12 protein-coding genes are annotated in these 15992 nt (G+C 42.5%); 4 read left to right on the top strand and 8 right to left on the bottom strand.

The window, feature by feature from the left end:
- Position 1: 1 nt before the first annotated feature.
- On the bottom strand, positions 2–427 hold the full coding sequence (locus DBR11_RS01370) for a hypothetical protein (protein ID WP_108549809.1): 426 nt from the start codon (positions 425–427) through the stop codon (positions 2–4).
- A gap of 131 nt (positions 428–558) precedes the next feature.
- On the opposite strand from DBR11_RS01370, the gene DBR11_RS01375 reads away from it, so the two are divergent.
- The 4 genes from DBR11_RS01375 to DBR11_RS01390 all read left to right on the top strand — a co-directional run bounded on the left by DBR11_RS01375 (position 559) and on the right by DBR11_RS01390 (position 6062).
- A complete protein-coding gene (locus DBR11_RS01375; protein WP_108549810.1) occupies positions 559–1794 on the top strand; it encodes an NADP-dependent isocitrate dehydrogenase in 1236 nt (411 codons plus the stop codon).
- A gap of 726 nt (positions 1795–2520) precedes the next feature.
- On the top strand, positions 2521–4590 hold the full coding sequence (locus DBR11_RS01380; protein WP_108549811.1) for a TonB-dependent receptor: 2070 nt from the start codon (positions 2521–2523) through the stop codon (positions 4588–4590).
- Between the two features lie 29 nt (positions 4591–4619).
- Positions 4620–5342, top strand: a complete 723-nt coding sequence (locus DBR11_RS01385) for a ThuA domain-containing protein (protein WP_108549812.1) — start codon at positions 4620–4622, stop codon at positions 5340–5342.
- Positions 5343–5345: 3 nt separating this feature from the next.
- Positions 5346–6062 (top strand): YqjF family protein, encoded by a 717-nt coding sequence (locus tag DBR11_RS01390; protein WP_108549813.1) that lies wholly within the window; start codon positions 5346–5348, stop codon positions 6060–6062.
- A 9-nt stretch (positions 6063–6071) separates the two neighbouring features.
- On the opposite strand, the gene DBR11_RS01395 is transcribed toward DBR11_RS01390, so the two are convergent.
- From DBR11_RS01395 to DBR11_RS01425, 7 genes are all read right to left on the bottom strand, one after another.
- Complete coding sequence (locus DBR11_RS01395) at positions 6072–7967, bottom strand: TonB-dependent siderophore receptor (RefSeq protein ID WP_108549814.1); 1896 nt, start codon at positions 7965–7967, stop codon at positions 6072–6074.
- 33 nt (positions 7968–8000) lie between these two features.
- Positions 8001–9290, bottom strand: a complete 1290-nt coding sequence (locus DBR11_RS01400) for a M28 family metallopeptidase (RefSeq protein WP_108549851.1) — start codon at positions 9288–9290, stop codon at positions 8001–8003.
- A 10-nt stretch (positions 9291–9300) separates the two neighbouring features.
- Complete coding sequence (locus tag DBR11_RS01405; protein WP_108549815.1) at positions 9301–9867, bottom strand: HPP family protein; 567 nt, start codon at positions 9865–9867, stop codon at positions 9301–9303.
- 23 nt (positions 9868–9890) lie between these two features.
- Complete coding sequence (locus DBR11_RS01410) at positions 9891–11150, bottom strand: prephenate dehydrogenase (RefSeq protein ID WP_108549816.1); 1260 nt, start codon at positions 11148–11150, stop codon at positions 9891–9893.
- A gap of 88 nt (positions 11151–11238) precedes the next feature.
- Positions 11239–12948: a cellulase family glycosylhydrolase gene (locus DBR11_RS01415; RefSeq protein ID WP_108549852.1), complete on the bottom strand. Its 1710-nt coding sequence runs from the start codon at positions 12946–12948 to the stop codon at positions 11239–11241.
- A gap of 6 nt (positions 12949–12954) precedes the next feature.
- A complete protein-coding gene (locus DBR11_RS01420; RefSeq protein WP_108549817.1) occupies positions 12955–14388 on the bottom strand; it encodes a glycoside hydrolase family 30 beta sandwich domain-containing protein in 1434 nt (477 codons plus the stop codon).
- Between the two features lie 74 nt (positions 14389–14462).
- Positions 14463–15986: a RagB/SusD family nutrient uptake outer membrane protein gene (locus DBR11_RS01425; RefSeq protein ID WP_233260609.1), complete on the bottom strand. Its 1524-nt coding sequence runs from the start codon at positions 15984–15986 to the stop codon at positions 14463–14465.
- Positions 15987–15992 lie beyond the last annotated feature (6 nt).

The following is a 15992-nucleotide window of genomic DNA, read 5'->3' on the forward strand; positions in this document are numbered from 1 at the left end:
TTTATTTTTTCGGGGCTGCATCATTGATTGGATAGCCCTCTTCATCCAGATCCGGGCGATCATCTTCTGGCGTTCTGGCCAGGAATTCATCTTCCGGTTCCACCTCTACAATACTGCCATTATCCACATGCATTCCCAGGTCGACTAAACCTTGTTCTGCTTTATCTACAGGTTTAGCGTATTCATCCCCTATATAGGGATTGGCTTCATCGTAATCTGAATTTTCATCTCCCCCATTTGCAGCCGCTGTATCATAAGGTAAAGGATGATCGTATTCTTTATCATTCCCTTTTACATCGTACTCAAAACTGTTCTTCTCTTCATCATAGGAGAGGTTCTTTAAATCTTTAGTCTCCCCCAATTCAAAACCATGTAACCTGCCATTCGACTTTTGATTTCCGCCGGTGTTGTTGCTGTTTGTACTCATGACGCTTAATTTTATATCATAATAACGTTATTAAATCTTTAATTGTTTTCGGAATTTGCCGGAAACCGAGGCTATAAACTCAAAATTTATATCTTTGTTTTTTTATAATCAATTAAAATTGAATCCATAATATGTCTGTACAAAAAATTAAAGTAGCCCAGCCCGTTGTAGAGTTAGATGGTGACGAGATGACCCGCATCATTTGGAAATTCATCAAAGACAAACTGATCCTTCCTTATTTAGATCTTGATATTAAATATTATGACCTGGGTATTGAGTATCGTGATGAAACTGATGATCAGGTAACTATAGACGCCGCTGAAGCCATTAAAAAATATGGTGTAGGGATTAAATGTGCAACCATCACTCCTGATGAGCAACGTGTTAAAGAATTTAATTTGAAACAAATGTGGAAATCACCTAACGGAACCATCCGTAATATCCTTGATGGTACTGTTTTCCGTGAACCAATTGTAATGAGCAATGTTCCGCGTTTAGTTCCAAACTGGACCGCTCCGATCTGCATTGGCCGTCATGCTTTTGGTGATCAGTACCGTGCTACAGATTTGGTAACCAAAGGAAAAGGTAAACTGACTTTAACTTTCACTCCTGAAGATGGTGGCGAGGTTCAGTCTTTTGATGTTTACAATTTTAAAGGTGATGGTGTTGCTTTGGCCATGTACAATACAGATGAGAGTATCCGTGGTTTTGCTAATGCTTGTTTTAACCAGGCTTTAAGCAAAAAATGGCCTCTATATTTATCTACAAAAAACACCATTCTTAAAAAATATGATGGCCGTTTCAAAGATATCTTTGAAGAGATCTATGAAAACGACTTTAAAGCTAAATTTGCTGAGGCTGGCATTACTTATGAGCACCGTTTGATCGATGACATGGTGGCTTCTGCCTTGAAGTGGAATGGTAACTTTGTTTGGGCTTGTAAAAACTATGATGGTGATGTTCAATCGGACACTGTTGCCCAGGGTTTCGGTTCATTAGGCTTGATGACTTCTGTACTGGTTACTCCAGATGGCAAAACAATGGAAGCTGAAGCGGCTCATGGTACGGTGACTCGTCACTACCGTGATCACCAGGCTGGCAAACCAACCTCTACCAACCCTATTGCTTCTATCTTTGCATGGACCAGAGGTTTGGAATTCCGTGGTGTATTAGACAACAACCAGGAATTGATCAAATTCTGCCATACTTTAGAGCAGGTTTGTATCGAAACTGTAGAAAGCGGCAAAATGACTAAAGATTTAGCTGTTTGTATCCATGGTAACAAAGTAGAACATGGTAAAGATTACTTATATACAGAAGAATTCCTTGCTGCAATTGATGAGAATTTGCAAAGCAGATTAGGATAATTTCCTGTTAACTTTTATTTGGAAAAGGATGTCTCGTTTGGGACATCCTTTTTTTGTTTAAACCAGATGCCAAATTTATCTGAAAGGCAGGGGGATTAATTTAAAAAAAAGAAGGGTAAGTTCGAAGGCTGCTTAAGCTTAGGCGGGCAGAAAAAGCCCGCAAACCTTAAAAGGCCTTCTCCCTTACACCTTCTTTTTTTCTGGATTTCGAGCATAGCCTGATTTCCCGTATAAATCCAGCGGTTATTCCATCCGCCAGCATATAGCCAGGCCTAAAAAACTACAAGGAAAATTAAAAAACAAAAAGCTTAGATCTCCACACATAGAGGTCCGGTCAAGGTCCAGTCCAAATAAACAATTGGCTTATTCTAAACAGGGACCAAACAGGGATAAACTACCTGTTTAACCCTTATTTATTCCTTATATTTTTATTGTTTAATTTTTATTTACTACTAACCACTATGACATCAATAATCAACCAGGCACAAACCAAAACTAATAGAAAAAGCTCCACTATGCCTGGTCTCCTCCCTACCTCTGCAATTTGCTAAGGAAAATTCTCGTACGCTGCAGAAAGGCCTCAGAGATCTGCGGGCTTCTTCAGCCCCCCTGATATCGTTAGCCTTGAAGCAGCTGTACAGAATTTTCCAAAAAATTCATCTCCACCATAGCATTTTGCTCAAATCGTACACTGATTTTTGAATTAACTTTACTAATATTGAAGCTATGAAGAAGTGCCTGACTTTGTTCTTTCTATTTCTGTTTTTTTCCGGTTATACACAAACTATTCAGGATTCAACAAAAAGATTAAAAGAAGTCATTATCCGCCCCTATTTTTCCCCGCAACCGCTACTCAGGGCTACGGGATCTATAGCTGTGCTCGACTCAACTATAATCAACCGGCAACAAGGCACCAGTTTGGTCCCCTCCATGAATACCCTACCAGGAATCCGAATGGAAGAACGCTCTCCTGGCAGCTACCGCCTATCTATCAGAGGTAGTTTACTCCGCTCTCCTTTCGGAATCAGGAATATAAAAATCTATCTGGATGATTTCCCTTTAACAGACGCTGGTGGAAATACCTATCTGAATGCACTCGACGTGAATGCTATTGGCCAGATACAGATCCTCAAAGGCCCACAAAGCAGTCTTTACGGCGCAAACTCCGGAGGAGTGGTATTGATCAGCCCTGCAGAATTGACAAGCGGAAAAACAGCCCTGGATTTTAAACTTCAGGGTGGATCTTTTGGGCTTTTTCAGGAGAACCTGGGATTTGGAAAAAATCTGGGGAAATATCAGTTTAACCTGGTTCAGGCTTATCAGCATAGTGATGGTTACCGCGACCACAGTGCGATGGACCGTAAGTATGTACAATTATTCCAGAAGCTGGATTACTCGGCTGTTGCTAGTGCAAAGGCATTATTCTTTTACTCAGACCTGCATTACGATACCCCAGGAGGGTTAACCGAGGCTCAGAATGACCAGAATCCGCAGCAATCCAGGCCTGCAGCGGGCGCAATTAAAAGTGCGGCGGATCAGCAGGCAGCAATCTATAGTAAAACACTTTATGGAGGGCTATCCAACAACTGGCAAATCAGCAAAGGATTTAAGCACGTAGCTTCCGTATTTAGTTCCTATACCGATTTTAAAAACCCCTTTATTACCAATTATGAGCACAGAAAAGAATTTACACTGGGCCTGCGTACCTATGTACAATATGAAAGAAAATTAAAAGACCTGAACTGGAAGTTTGACCTTGGACTGGAAAGCATGGAAACCTCCACAGATTACCACAACTCCGACAACAATTTCGGAACTGCAGGTAAATTACAGGCTGCTGATCATCTAAAGGCTATATCCAACGTCGCGTTTCTACATATGGACTTCGATTTCCTAAACAAATGGCTCTTGGAACTATCAGGAAGTGGAAATCTCTATAAATACCGCTATCGAAGCAGCTTCCCCATAGAAATCAGTCAAAAAACGAATCAGTTTAACACACAGTTCATGCCCCGGGCTGCACTCTCCTATCTCTTAGACCAGCATTTATCTCTGCGTAGTTCCATTAGCAAAGGCTATTCTCCACCAACTCTTGCAGAAGTAAGATCTTCAAACAATAGCATTAATGTGGACCTGCAACCAGAGTACGGATGGAATTATGAAAGTGGTTTCAGGTACGAGGGCTGGAATAAAAGATTCTTTGCCGACGTGACCGGCTTCTTTTATAACCTGAGAAATGCGATTGTAAGAAGATTAGACAACAACGATACAGAATATTTCATTAATGCCGGAGGGACCAGACAATGGGGATTAGAAACCAGTATATCCTGCTGGATCATTTCTCCAGAATCTGATGGATGGGTTAAGGGACTGCAACTTAAGACAGCTTATACATGGAGCAAATTTAAGTTTAAAGATTATCAGGATAAGACAACCAGTTATTCTGGAAACGACTTGACGGGTGTGCCTAAGAATATATTGGTGAGCAGTGCGGACCTGCAACTGCCAAAAGATATTTATGTGTTTATAGCGCACAACTATACGTCAACGATCCCACTCAATGATGCCAATACAGTCTACGCTAAAAACTATCACTTACTTCAAGCTAAAGTTGGTTATAAAAATCTTCGCATCTCTGGTGTACCGGTTGAGATTTTCCTAGGAGCAGATAATATACTGAACCAGAAATATAGTTTAGGCAACGATCTGAATGCTGCAAACGGCAGATATTTTAATACAGCCGCAACAAGAAATTTTTATGGGGGTATTGCTTTAAAACTGAACACTATTCATTAAGTTTTGTAATTATTTATGCATCTTTAATTATGAGAATCTTAATCCTACTTCTGTTTTTTCACTGCACGGCTTCTTTTGCTCAAAAACGTTTGCTCATTTTTGCAAAAACGGCGGGTTACCATCATCAATCCATTGCCAATGGTTTTCCTGCGTTGCAGAAACTGTCTGCTGAGCATAAATTTTTGGCAGATACCACTACCGATGCCAGCCAGTTTACACTGAAAAACTTAAAAAGATATGCCGCTGTTGTCTTCCTGAGCACCACTGGCGATGTTCTGGATGAACAGCAGCAAAAAGCCTTTGAGGATTATATACATCAGGGAGGTGGCTTTGTTGGCATACATGCCGCTTCAGATACTGAGTATGGCTGGCCCTGGTATGGAAAGCTCGTTGGTGCTTATTTCGTTAGTCACCCGGCGCAACAAGAGGCCGTCCTTCACGTCGTTGACCCAAATACAATTGCCACCAGACATTTTCCCCTTGAATGGAAAAGAAAGGACGAATGGTATAATTTCAAAGAGATACAAACTGACCTTCATATCTTGATGACCCTGGATGAAAAGACTTATACAGGCGGCATCAATGGTGATCCGCATCCCTTTGCCTGGTACCATGATTTTGATGGCGGCAGAGCCTTTTATACAGGATTAGGTCATATGGAAGATTCTTATACAGATCCTCTGTTCCTTAAACATGTACTTGGCGGTATATTATACGCGACTGGCACAAAGAAAATGGAATTAAAAAAATAACCAATGGGAAGCTTTCTTACTGCCGAATGGAGAAGGCTGGCCATTGCAAACTACAGCATAGAACCTCACATTCTATCCAAATATCTCCCCTATGGAACCGAGCTGGATCTTTGGGAAGGCAAATGTTATGTGAGCTTGATTGGATTTTTATTTAAAAATACCCGCTTAAAAGGGATTCAGGTTCCCTTTCACGCTCATTTTGAAGAGGTCAATCTACGCTTCTATGTACGTCGTAAAGAAGGTGATGTCTGGAAGCGCGGGGTCGTATTCATTAAAGAAATCGTTCCAAAATATGCACTGGCTTTTATTGCGAATCTCTTTTACAGGGAGAATTATCAGTGCATGCCGATGAAACATGCTTGGACGGAAGATCAAGGGGAGTTAAAAGTTGCTTATCACTGGAAAAACAAAGACTCCTGGCAAAGCTTTGAACTTTGCAGCAGCCAAGTCCTCCTGGCAATAGCGCCAGGAAGCAAAGTAGAATTTATTACAGAGCATTATTGGGGTTACGCGCTTTTTAATAAAGCAAAGACTTACGAGTATGAAGTCAAACATCCAAGATGGATGCATTATACGGTAACAAATTACAAGATTAATGTCGATTTTGAGCTGAATTACGGCGCTGATTTCGCCTTTTTAAATGAAAGAAAACCGGATTCAGTCATGCTCGCCGAAGGTTCACTTGTTTCGGTAGAAAACAAGAGGATTCTAAAAAAATAAAAGCAGGAATTAAATTCCTGCTTTTATGCCTAAAGTAAACCAGGAACCTGGCATAGGTACAGCTCCGGCTTCTATATACTGCACATTAAAGAGATTCGCCCCATCGGCATAAATACTATAATGCTTTTGTTTAAAAGTTATCCTGGTGTCCATAACGGTATAATCTTTATAATTGATCCGTTGGTTGTAACGCGCGGTAAGCGTTACCGCAACCAGGTTATAGAACTCTGCATTTAGGGTTCCACTAAGCTGGTTCCTTAAACTTTCCAACGCATAGCGGGAGAAATTAGCTGTTGCAAGCGTCGTTTTAAAACTAGGATCGAGGTTTGTATAGGAAACACCCAGTCTAAAACTGCTTAACACATCTGTTGTCATCGTTTTAAGGGTATAATCAGCACTCAGGGTAAAGCCTTTGGTATTGACCTGACTAAAGTTCTGCGGCTGCCATGGATCCGTTTGTTGTGCTTTGACCCAGTCAATAAAATTATCTATCCTTCTTATAAAATAACTGGCATTTAGGGCCAGCTTTTCATTATTAAATTTTACACCTCCTTCTGCGTATTTCGATTTTTCAGGCTGAAGTTGGTCGTTACCAATATTGGTAGGTCCTTTATAGTACAGATCGGTGTAAGTAGGTAAGCGCTGACCGGTCCCCAGATTCGCAAAAAGCCTCCAGTTACCGTAAAAATTATAGCCGGCGTCTAAGCCAGGAAAGGCCTGCCAGCCATAATCAGAATTGTAATTGACATATGCCCCGGCGTTGATCAGCAACCGTTTTAAAGGCTCAAATTTGTATTCTCCAAAGATGCCTGCATTACGGCGGTCCCTTTTACCCAGATTCGTACTATTGATGTTCTCCGTACGGGCTTCCAGTCCGAGTCCAAAGGTACCGATATGGGTTTGAATGGTATTGTTCAGTTCTGCATCAAAAACATTCGTCTGGTGATGGTTATGGAACTTATCGGGAGTTTGTTTAATGTACAAATAGTCATCTACATTGTTCCGGTAACTGATCCTGGGCACCATAGTCCAGTTGTCACTCAGCTTTGTGGTATAAGAAACAGAAGCCAGGGCTGTTTTTACCGTCTCTTCAGATTCTTTGTCGCCAGGAGCGGAATAATATCCGTTTGCGCCAAAGTTATTATGTGTGTAGCCGGCCAGCAGGTCCAGGACGTCTGTCTTTCCAACTGGCAATTTCCCCTGATAGTATACTTTTTGATTATTAAAGGCTGTATTGTAACGGTAACCATTCCCGGCTTCCTGAGCAAGGGACAATAAATGACTCGCCCCATTTTGCACCAGTGTTCCACTGGCATGAATGCCATAATTGGCATAGGTATTCCCGGAAACTTCGTCCTTCTTGAAACTGCTTCCTGAAAACAGATTGGCTGACACCCCTGTTTTTTGAGGGTTGCGGGTAACGATATTGATGGCCCCGGTGAGGGCATTGATGCCATAGATTCGGGAGGCCGAACCACGCAAAACTTCAATATGATCAATATCCTCCATGGTAATGGGCAGATTCATCATATTATGTCCGGTTTGCGGATCCGAAACTTTAATGCCATTAATCAGAACCAGTGTCTCGTCAAAGGTTCCTCCATCCATGCTGATGTCCGCTTGTGTACCACCAGGACCCCGCTGGCGGACGTCCACCCCAGAAACATAACTCAGCAGCTCGCTAACAGATCTGGCAGGCAAGCTTTTGATCTTCTCGCTATCGATGATCCAAATGTTCCGGTTTTGTTTGGAGAAAGGCAGTTTAAGCCTGTTTTCTTTAACCATCACCTCATTTAGGTTATTGATGGTATCCTTATTAGACTGTATTTTATTTTCCTGTTGTGCAAGCACTGGTATGCTGAGGCTCGCTAAAACTGCAGAAAAAATCAGATCACGTAAACGCATGATAGTGGTTTGGTTTTGAGCGGCAAAGATAGTTTAAAAACCTGCAAAAAATCTTTGCATCAACTGGAAATAATGCGAGAATTCTGTTAACGGCAAAGTTTCCGGCCGATCGTAGATGTCGTGGTAGGCTTTAATCCCGCCTTGGGTATAAATGAAGAATGATGGAACGCCTTTTTCGTAGAACCGGCAATGGTCACTGATGCAGGCAGCGCCTCTGATCTCTACTTTAGGCAGCAGATGATCCAGCTGATTGAGTTTCGTCAAACGGTCAAACTGAGCCTTGAAAATACTACCATTTACAACTTTAATGCCCTCCTCTCCTGTTCCGGCCAGGTCAAAATTCACCAGGAATTTAATTTTCTTCAGATCGGTAAGCGGGTGTTCAACAAATGCTTTTGAACCCAGAAGTCCAATTTCCTCTCCGGAGAAGGCCAAAAATACGGTATTGTATTTCGGAGGCTGCCGGGCATACTCCTTTACGAAACTCAGCAACATAGCTGTTCCGCTCGCATTATCGTTAGCCCCGGGAAAATAGACCTTGTTACCCATTAGCCCCAGGTGGTCAAAATGTGCCGAGATCACCAATGTGGAATCAGATCCGGATGTTCCTTTAAGCATTCCGACTACATTTCTGGTGGTGTATTTCGGGATAAAACGGCTATCAATGTTGAGCGTTATATTCTGGATACTTTTTGGATCAAGACCTTTCTTATTCACCACAATGACTGGACGGATGGTTTGGAAAGATAAAGTAGTCCAGGTCAATTTATCGGATGTACAAACGATAAGTCCTTTAAATTTTAAATTCTCATCGTATTTCAAGGCTTCTATGGCCTGAGAGATCATTTTTTTTTCTTCGGGTCCTTCTTCTGAAGGATTAGCCTGATCGTTCAGCAGTATAAAGGCGTCTTTTGCTTTTTCTACTAAATCAAGTACTTTTTCTACACTGTTCAGCAAAGCCCGGTCTACTGTGATCACCTGAAAACGCCCCTGAACAGGGGGACTGGAGGCTTCTACCAGATAGTCGGCTCCCGCCCTTAATTTTTTTCCGTTAAGCTCAACCTCCACTTCGCCGGGAAAAGTATTTACAGAAAGATCAAAATCCTGAAAATAGGAGTTTCCGTTCAAGGGGAGCAGACCTGATTTTTTAAATTCTCCGGCTATAAATGCTGAGGCGATCTGGTCGCCCTTTTCCGCATATCCCCGACCTTTAAAAGCTGGGGAGGCCAGGGTCTTTACAACCTTTCTGGCATAGTCTATATCCTGAGCAAATACGCCCAAGGAACAACTCACAAGAAGTATGCTTAAAATCAGTTTCTTCATTGGAATATATTTATCTTTTTTTACTGAACCAGCCATGATTAGGATACCTCCGGTGGCGAAGATTATTAAAGACCAGCGCCACAGCCAAAAGGATCAAAACACCACTGAGTACGGGCGTAAGTACAAAAAGATAACCCATATCCAGGATCTTTTTCCCGCCAACATTGGCCAGTAAGGCCGTTGCTCCTCCCGGTGGATGCAGAGTTTTAGTTACCTGCATCAATACGATAGAAATGGATACAGATAAGGCACAGGCCAGCCAGATTTCGCCTGGGATCAGTTTATGCACAGTGACCCCAACCAAGGCACACACCACATGGCCCCCAATTAAATTCCTGGGTTGTGCAAGAGGGCTGTTGATAATACCATAAATCAATACAGAAGAGGCACCGAAAGAGGCCAGCAGAAACAGGTTATCGCTGGCCACAAAATACTTACTGTTCAGCAAACAGATCAAGGCAATTCCTGTAAATGACCCCAGGAAAGTTAAAATATGCTCCTTGGTATCAATCAGGGTTTCCCGGTATAGAACATATCGGGCGCGGCGGTAATGTTTTCTGAATCTCTTTGCTGGCATAAAAATAAAAGTCTTATATAAAATTAGTCCATATTCAGCCTTCTGATCATTTCTGTGCTCTGCTGCCGGCCTTGTTCAAGCCTGTCACCGAAAAACTGCTTGGTCTGCTCAAAATGTTGTTTATACCCTTCCATATCGCCATAGCCAATAATAGAGGACCATTCCCTTACTGCCGAATGAAATTCCAGATCGTCTGCACGGATTTTCTTATCATACAGTGCAGCAGTAATGGATTCTTCCAGCAATTCTTCATTTCTGAAAAGGTATTCTACAATGCCTAATCTCAATTTGAACGGAGGTGTTTGACAGATCAGGTTATCATAGGGGTTTACGCCCAGGCTGTACCAGGCGTCGGCCATACTGAGCAGACTCAGGTGGGAATTGGGTTTTCTTGTACCTGGGCTACCGGCCAGCGAAAATTCTTTCATGACTTTGTCGTCTAGTAACAGGGGCTTTTGATCTTCATGGAAAATAAAATCTCTGGCTTTATACAGGCGCGTCCTGAATTGGGCTTCTTCTTCCATAATCATGAGCTTGAACAGCTCTGATTCGGACTGCGCATAACGTTTAACTTGCTGGCGGGCATAGGGATTGAGAATGGCTAAACCACCATAGATATGCGCTTTATAACTGAAGATCCTTAAGGTGGTCAGAATCTTTACATTATCAATGCCTCCAATATAAGAGTCATTTTCCCAAGGGAAGAAACCGGCCTCTTTCCAGGCGGTGCCCATACTTTCAAAACCGACATGCGTTGCTGCCTGTGTATCGGCTACAATCTGGTCGTGAACATGAAAATCCGGGATTTCTACCATATCGGATCCTAGGGAAGACAGTAGGTCTGTCATTCGCTGGTAGGCTTCTTTAGTGGTACGGTGAGGAATAATGATCAAAGTTTGACCTACCGGATCAAAGGCGGGGCCATGGAGAGAATGACAGGTAACGATATTTACATCTGCGGGCAGGTACCGTTCAAACGCAGCTATTTCCGGATGTTTGATGGAGGTCTGTCCACCAACAATGGCACCGAACTTAGTCGAAGATCCATATTGACTGAGGACCTCTGCTATTTTTTCTGCTTCTACAGCATAAATAATGACATCACATCTGCGGGATACCGCATGACCATCTTCCAAAACGGCAATGCCAAAAGGCTCAAGCTCTTCTTTTAACCTCTCTCTGAACTGTGGTAAATCAGAACCATATACGTGATATCCTGCCTTTGCAAAACACTTCGCATACAATTTACCCATGTCTCCTAATCCAATAATTCCTACATCCATTTTACCTGAAAATATAAAATATGTACCAAGTAAGGACAATTATTTGAATTATGAAAAGATATCGGTGATAAAACCGATATCTTTTCAATTAAAATGCAGATAAAGTAATTTTCTTCAAATCTATACCGCCTTGTTCGATGAGAATTCTTAATTGATGTGTTCCTTTGCTCAGTTTAACTTTGGATGGAATATCTGTTTGTTTCCGGCCATCAACTGTCAGAACAGCTTTACCTTTAGAAGAGGTCTCTAATGCAATCGTGTAAAGCCCGGTTTTCTCTGCTGTAAAAGTATACTGAAGCCACTCTCCTTCTTCCGTGTCGCTTACATAAAACTGGTTTCCGGATTCCCTTTTGATGTCTACCCCATCGTTTCTATATACTCTTCCCCGATTGCCTGCAGTGGTCACGCCTGTCGAACTGTGGTAATCGGCTGTGTCTTTATCAAAATAGGCATAGCCGTTTCTTCCAAAGTCATAATCTACTGCCGGGATCTCCAGGTTTCCCTTTTCTTTTAACACCCAGTTTTTGAATGGCCTTGTAGAAGTGGTGTTTACCTGTCTGAACATGGCATCAATCACATCAGGATGTTGGAGATTATGGCCAAACTTCAGATCGTTTTTCAATTGCGTTAAGCCTTTAAGAGCGGTTTCTTTGGAGGTCTCAGGGCCCTTTTTGTTCCAGTAAGCCAATACCTGCTGATAGTCGGGATTAGACGGAACTTCCAACGGGTTATTAAAACCTAATTTTTTTAAAGGCCACCAGCACCAGCCGATGTCATTTTTTTCCAGCAGCGAGATGGACTCTGTAAACCAAACGTTGGAGTTCTCCCCTGTCTCACCAACCCAAACTGGTATCTTGTATTGATCACGCTTTTCAAGAATACCTTTAATGGATTCTGCATTGTTAAAATTCCAATAGCGGTGAAAGCTCAATACCATATTGTTGTCCGATAGAGGGAGCATGCCATTGTAATTGTTTCCCCAGCCATTCCCTTCAATAATGATCAGGTGTTTTTGATCCACTCCCCGGATGCCTTTCGTAATGTCTATGAGTACATCTTTTAAAAGCGTATTCTTTTGTTCCTTTGTGCCATGAGCATCATTTTTTTGATCCTCGAATCCCCAGTTGGGCTCGTTGAGAATATCGTAACCGCCAATCCATGGTTCTGAAACGTACCTTTCTGCAAGTTTCTTCCAGAGGGCTACGGTTTTACGTTGATTCTCCTTGCTGTCCCATAAAGAAGGATGATCCGGGTTCCGATCGGCGATATTCAGGTCATTTCCCTGCCCGCCAGGAGCCGCATGAAGGTCCAGGATCAGGTACATCTGGTTTTCCCTGCACCAGTTCAGAAGGCTGTCTGTTAAGGCAAAGCCTTTCTCCAGCCAGGTGTCTTTTCCAGATACAGGTTCCTTTTCTATAGGCAAAGTATACAGGTCATAATGCATGGGCAAACGGACAGAATTGAAACCCCAGGACTTCATGGCCTTGATGTCTTGCCTTGTGGTATGGTTACTGAGCCAGCCTTCATAAAATCTTGCTGTTTCTGTCTCGCCGATTAAGGATTGGATCCTTTCTCTGATCTTATATTGCTGCCCTTCCTGTTGAAGGCCCAGCATATAGCCTTCCTGTACCATCCAGCCTCCAAGACCAACGCCCCGGAGCAAAACTTCTTTCCCCTTCTCATCCACTATTTTTTTCCCATCCGCCTTTAAGAAACCTTGTGCATTTGTATACAAAGGAAGAGCGCATAGGAGCGTATAAAAGGAAAGGGCCAGCGCAACTTTCCTGATCTGGTTCATGTTCATTTATTTAATAATTAAGGTACTGATGGAATGCGGCATGCTGGTCGTTTCAGCAGCTTCGCCTTTCATCCAAATGTAATAAGGTACTGCCTTGTCTGAGTGGTTCATCACTACGACAACTACTGACCCGTCGGGGTTTAGGAAAGAAGTGGTTAACAGATTGTCGCGGCTTGAAGAGCTGGAAATTCTTTTTGCTCCGTTTTGAATGAACTTTGAAAACTGACCGATGTAATAATAGGCATTGGTATAGACCAGCTTTCCTGTTTTTGTGTCGGCATGTATAGGTGCGAAACAAAAATTCCCCACATGGTTGGGGCCACCGTTTTCATCTAATAATACATTCCAATCTGTCCAGGCTACTGTACCAGCGTTAAAGTCATTGATCATGGAATAGCCATACCGCTCGCCCAGCGCCCAGTCTTTTAACCTGCTAGGGTCAAATTTTTCTTCACAGCCTTCGGTAAAGATCAGGTGTTTATCCGGAAAAGCTTCTGCAACCCGCTTCAGGTTTTCAAACTGCATTCCGGCCCCGGTCCAGGTTTCATACCAGTGATAACCTATACCCCAAACATATTTAGCTGCGTCTGCATCTTCCAGCAAGGTACTGGCACGTTGAAAAATCAAGTCACGGTTGTGGTCCCAGGCAATCAGTTTCTTATCTGCCAAACCTTCTTTGTGAAGCGTCGGCCCTAAGAAATTTTTGATGAAATCCCTTTCTTCCTCTGCTGTATAGATACAGGATTCCCATTTTTGTTTGGCCATAGGTTCATTTTGTACCGTTAAACCCCAAACCGGAATTCCCAATGCTTCATAGGTTTTGATAAATTTGACATAGTGGTTGGCCCAGCTTTGTCTGAATTCCGGTTTCAGTTTTCCTCCCTGTAGTACATTGTTGTTGTCCTTCATCCAGGCAGGTGGACTCCACGGGCTTACATATAAAGGCAGTTTTCCACCGGCAGCTTCAATAGCCTGTTTAATAAAAGGAATACGGTATTTCTTATCGTGACTGACATTGAATGATTTTAAACTTGCATCATTTTCTGCCAGATATCCATAGCTTTCTGTAGAAAAGTCACTACTTGCAATAGAGGTCCTGGCTAAGGTATAACCGATTCCTTTATCCTTGCTGTAATAAGCCGTTAAAAATTCTTTCTGCGCTGCCTTAGGTAGTTTAGCAAAAGTCTCTGCAGATGCGTCTGTTAAAGCTCCTCCAATTCCCATAAAGGTCTGAAAGGTTTTTGAAGGATCGACAAAGACACTGATCTGTGTCTCCATTGGCTGTTTAAAGGTTTTAAAATGTAGTTTTTCTGTTTCTGAAATCCGGAGTTCTGTTTGGTCTGCCGTAGTGTAAACGGTTACGGACTTTTCTCCTTCTCCCCGGCTTTGTGCCATTAAAAGTGAGGGTACCAGGACAAGGGCTAAAAAAAATTGCTTCATGTATCTAAGTATAATAAATAATAATTCTGGGCAAATGTAAGGCGGAGGGCATTAAAAAATGCCCTCCGGCCTGATTAATATCCTGGATTTTGTGTCAATTTACCTGTCGTTACGTCGTTTGCAGGAATAGGAAGCAGTTCGTGTTTGTTCTTTGTAAAGCCCAATGGTCCTAGTTCCTGCTCGGCCAGTCCCCACCGTACCAGGTCAAGGAAACGAAAGCCTTCAAAGGCCAGTTCCAATTGTCTTTCGGTAACAATAGCCTGGAACAAGGCTGTACCACTAGCTGTTACCTCCGGCATTCCAGAACGGTCACGGACCTTTTTAAGTTCCCTTCTCGAGCCAGGTTCATCTCCTGCCCGGTAATCTGCTTCTGCAGCCATCAGCAATACATCAGCATAGCGCATAAACCGCCAGTTGGTTCCGTAATTTAATTCAGCAACCGTACCTCCGGACTGGCTGGCATAAGAACCATATTTCCTTTGAAAACAACCATCAAAATCATAAATTCCGGTTGAAGGGAAATTTCCTCCTGCCGCTTTAAGTTCTTCGATAGACATAATGGTATTCTTTCTTCTGGTCACGTCACCCGCAGCAACAAAGGCATTATACAATTTTCGTTTGGCCAGGTTCATACCCCATCCACCTAATAAAGAATCTCCTGGTGCCATTACATAAGGCGCATCTGCTCTTGGACCCCAAAGCTGAATATGAATATTACTCTCCGGTGTCTTGCTCCAGGGGAAATTTCCGTAATCATAGGCAGATACATTTGAATAAGAGATCTCAAACAAGGATTCTTTCCCAAACTCTCCTTTTTTGGAGAAAGCAAAGGCCGTACTGGATTCCAGGTCATACTCTTTAGAATTGATCACGTCATTCAGGTACTTCACGGCTTCTGTCCAGTTTTGCTGATACAAATAAGCTTTCCCAAGCAAGGCTTGTGCTGCACCTTTTGAAGCCCGGAATTTATCTGCAGCACCGTATGCGCTTTTTAAAGGCAGCGCATCTATGGCTTGTTTCAAATCCGCTTCAATGAGTTTGTAAATCTCTGCTTTTGCTTTACGGCCTGTAGTGGAGTATTGAGCTGGGTCTATATCGCCAGTAACCAAGGGTACATCTCCCCATAAGGTAACAAGATCGAAATAATTATACGCCCGTAAAAATTTGGCCTCCGCAATAACCCTTTTTCTAATGTCGGATTCTGGCTGAACTTTATTGATGATTTTATTTGCCCGGTAAACTGCCATATAACATTTTTGCCAGGTTTTAGAAACCTTGTCATTTTGAGGGGTTGCTCTGTATTTGTCCAGATCCTGATAGCCTGGCTGATCGCCATCATTAGCTCCTCCAGCATTGCTTTCATCTGAAGGCATTATTTTTAACATCAGCATGCTATTCCATCCGCCGTTCCAATAATCAGACTGCATAATATCATATACGGCAATAATGGCCAGATTGGCATCAGCATCTGTTTTATAGAATTCATCTTCTGATAGTTTTCCTGGAATTTCCTGATCTAGAAAACTTTTTTTGCAGCCGCTGAAGATCAAGGTAGCAGCTGTACAAAACAGGATCATTTTTATAATTGTTCTGTTCATGATTCG

The organism is Pedobacter sp. HMWF019 (assembly GCF_003061025.1).
In the GTDB taxonomy this organism is placed as follows: domain Bacteria; phylum Bacteroidota; class Bacteroidia; order Sphingobacteriales; family Sphingobacteriaceae; genus Pedobacter.

Bases quoted from the DNA above. Each gene is read 5' to 3' on its own strand.
- DBR11_RS01370 (WP_108549809.1), bottom strand. From the start codon at position 427: ATGAGTACAAACAGCAACAACACCGGCGGAAATCAAAAGTCGAATGGC.
- DBR11_RS01375 (WP_108549810.1), top strand. From the start codon at position 559: ATGTCTGTACAAAAAATTAAAGTAGCCCAGCCCGTTGTAGAGTTAGAT.
- DBR11_RS01380 (WP_108549811.1), top strand. From the start codon at position 2,521: ATGAAGAAGTGCCTGACTTTGTTCTTTCTATTTCTGTTTTTTTCCGGT.
- DBR11_RS01385 (WP_108549812.1), top strand. From the start codon at position 4,620: ATGAGAATCTTAATCCTACTTCTGTTTTTTCACTGCACGGCTTCTTTT.
- DBR11_RS01390 (WP_108549813.1), top strand. From the start codon at position 5,346: ATGGGAAGCTTTCTTACTGCCGAATGGAGAAGGCTGGCCATTGCAAAC.
- DBR11_RS01395 (WP_108549814.1), bottom strand. From the start codon at position 7,967: ATGCGTTTACGTGATCTGATTTTTTCTGCAGTTTTAGCGAGCCTCAGC.
- DBR11_RS01400 (WP_108549851.1), bottom strand. From the start codon at position 9,290: ATGAAGAAACTGATTTTAAGCATACTTCTTGTGAGTTGTTCCTTGGGC.
- DBR11_RS01405 (WP_108549815.1), bottom strand. From the start codon at position 9,867: ATGCCAGCAAAGAGATTCAGAAAACATTACCGCCGCGCCCGATATGTT.
- DBR11_RS01410 (WP_108549816.1), bottom strand. From the start codon at position 11,150: ATGGATGTAGGAATTATTGGATTAGGAGACATGGGTAAATTGTATGCG.
- DBR11_RS01415 (WP_108549852.1), bottom strand. From the start codon at position 12,948: ATGAACCAGATCAGGAAAGTTGCGCTGGCCCTTTCCTTTTATACGCTC.
- DBR11_RS01420 (WP_108549817.1), bottom strand. From the start codon at position 14,388: ATGAAGCAATTTTTTTTAGCCCTTGTCCTGGTACCCTCACTTTTAATG.
- DBR11_RS01425 (WP_233260609.1), bottom strand. From the start codon at position 15,986: ATGAACAGAACAATTATAAAAATGATCCTGTTTTGTACAGCTGCTACC.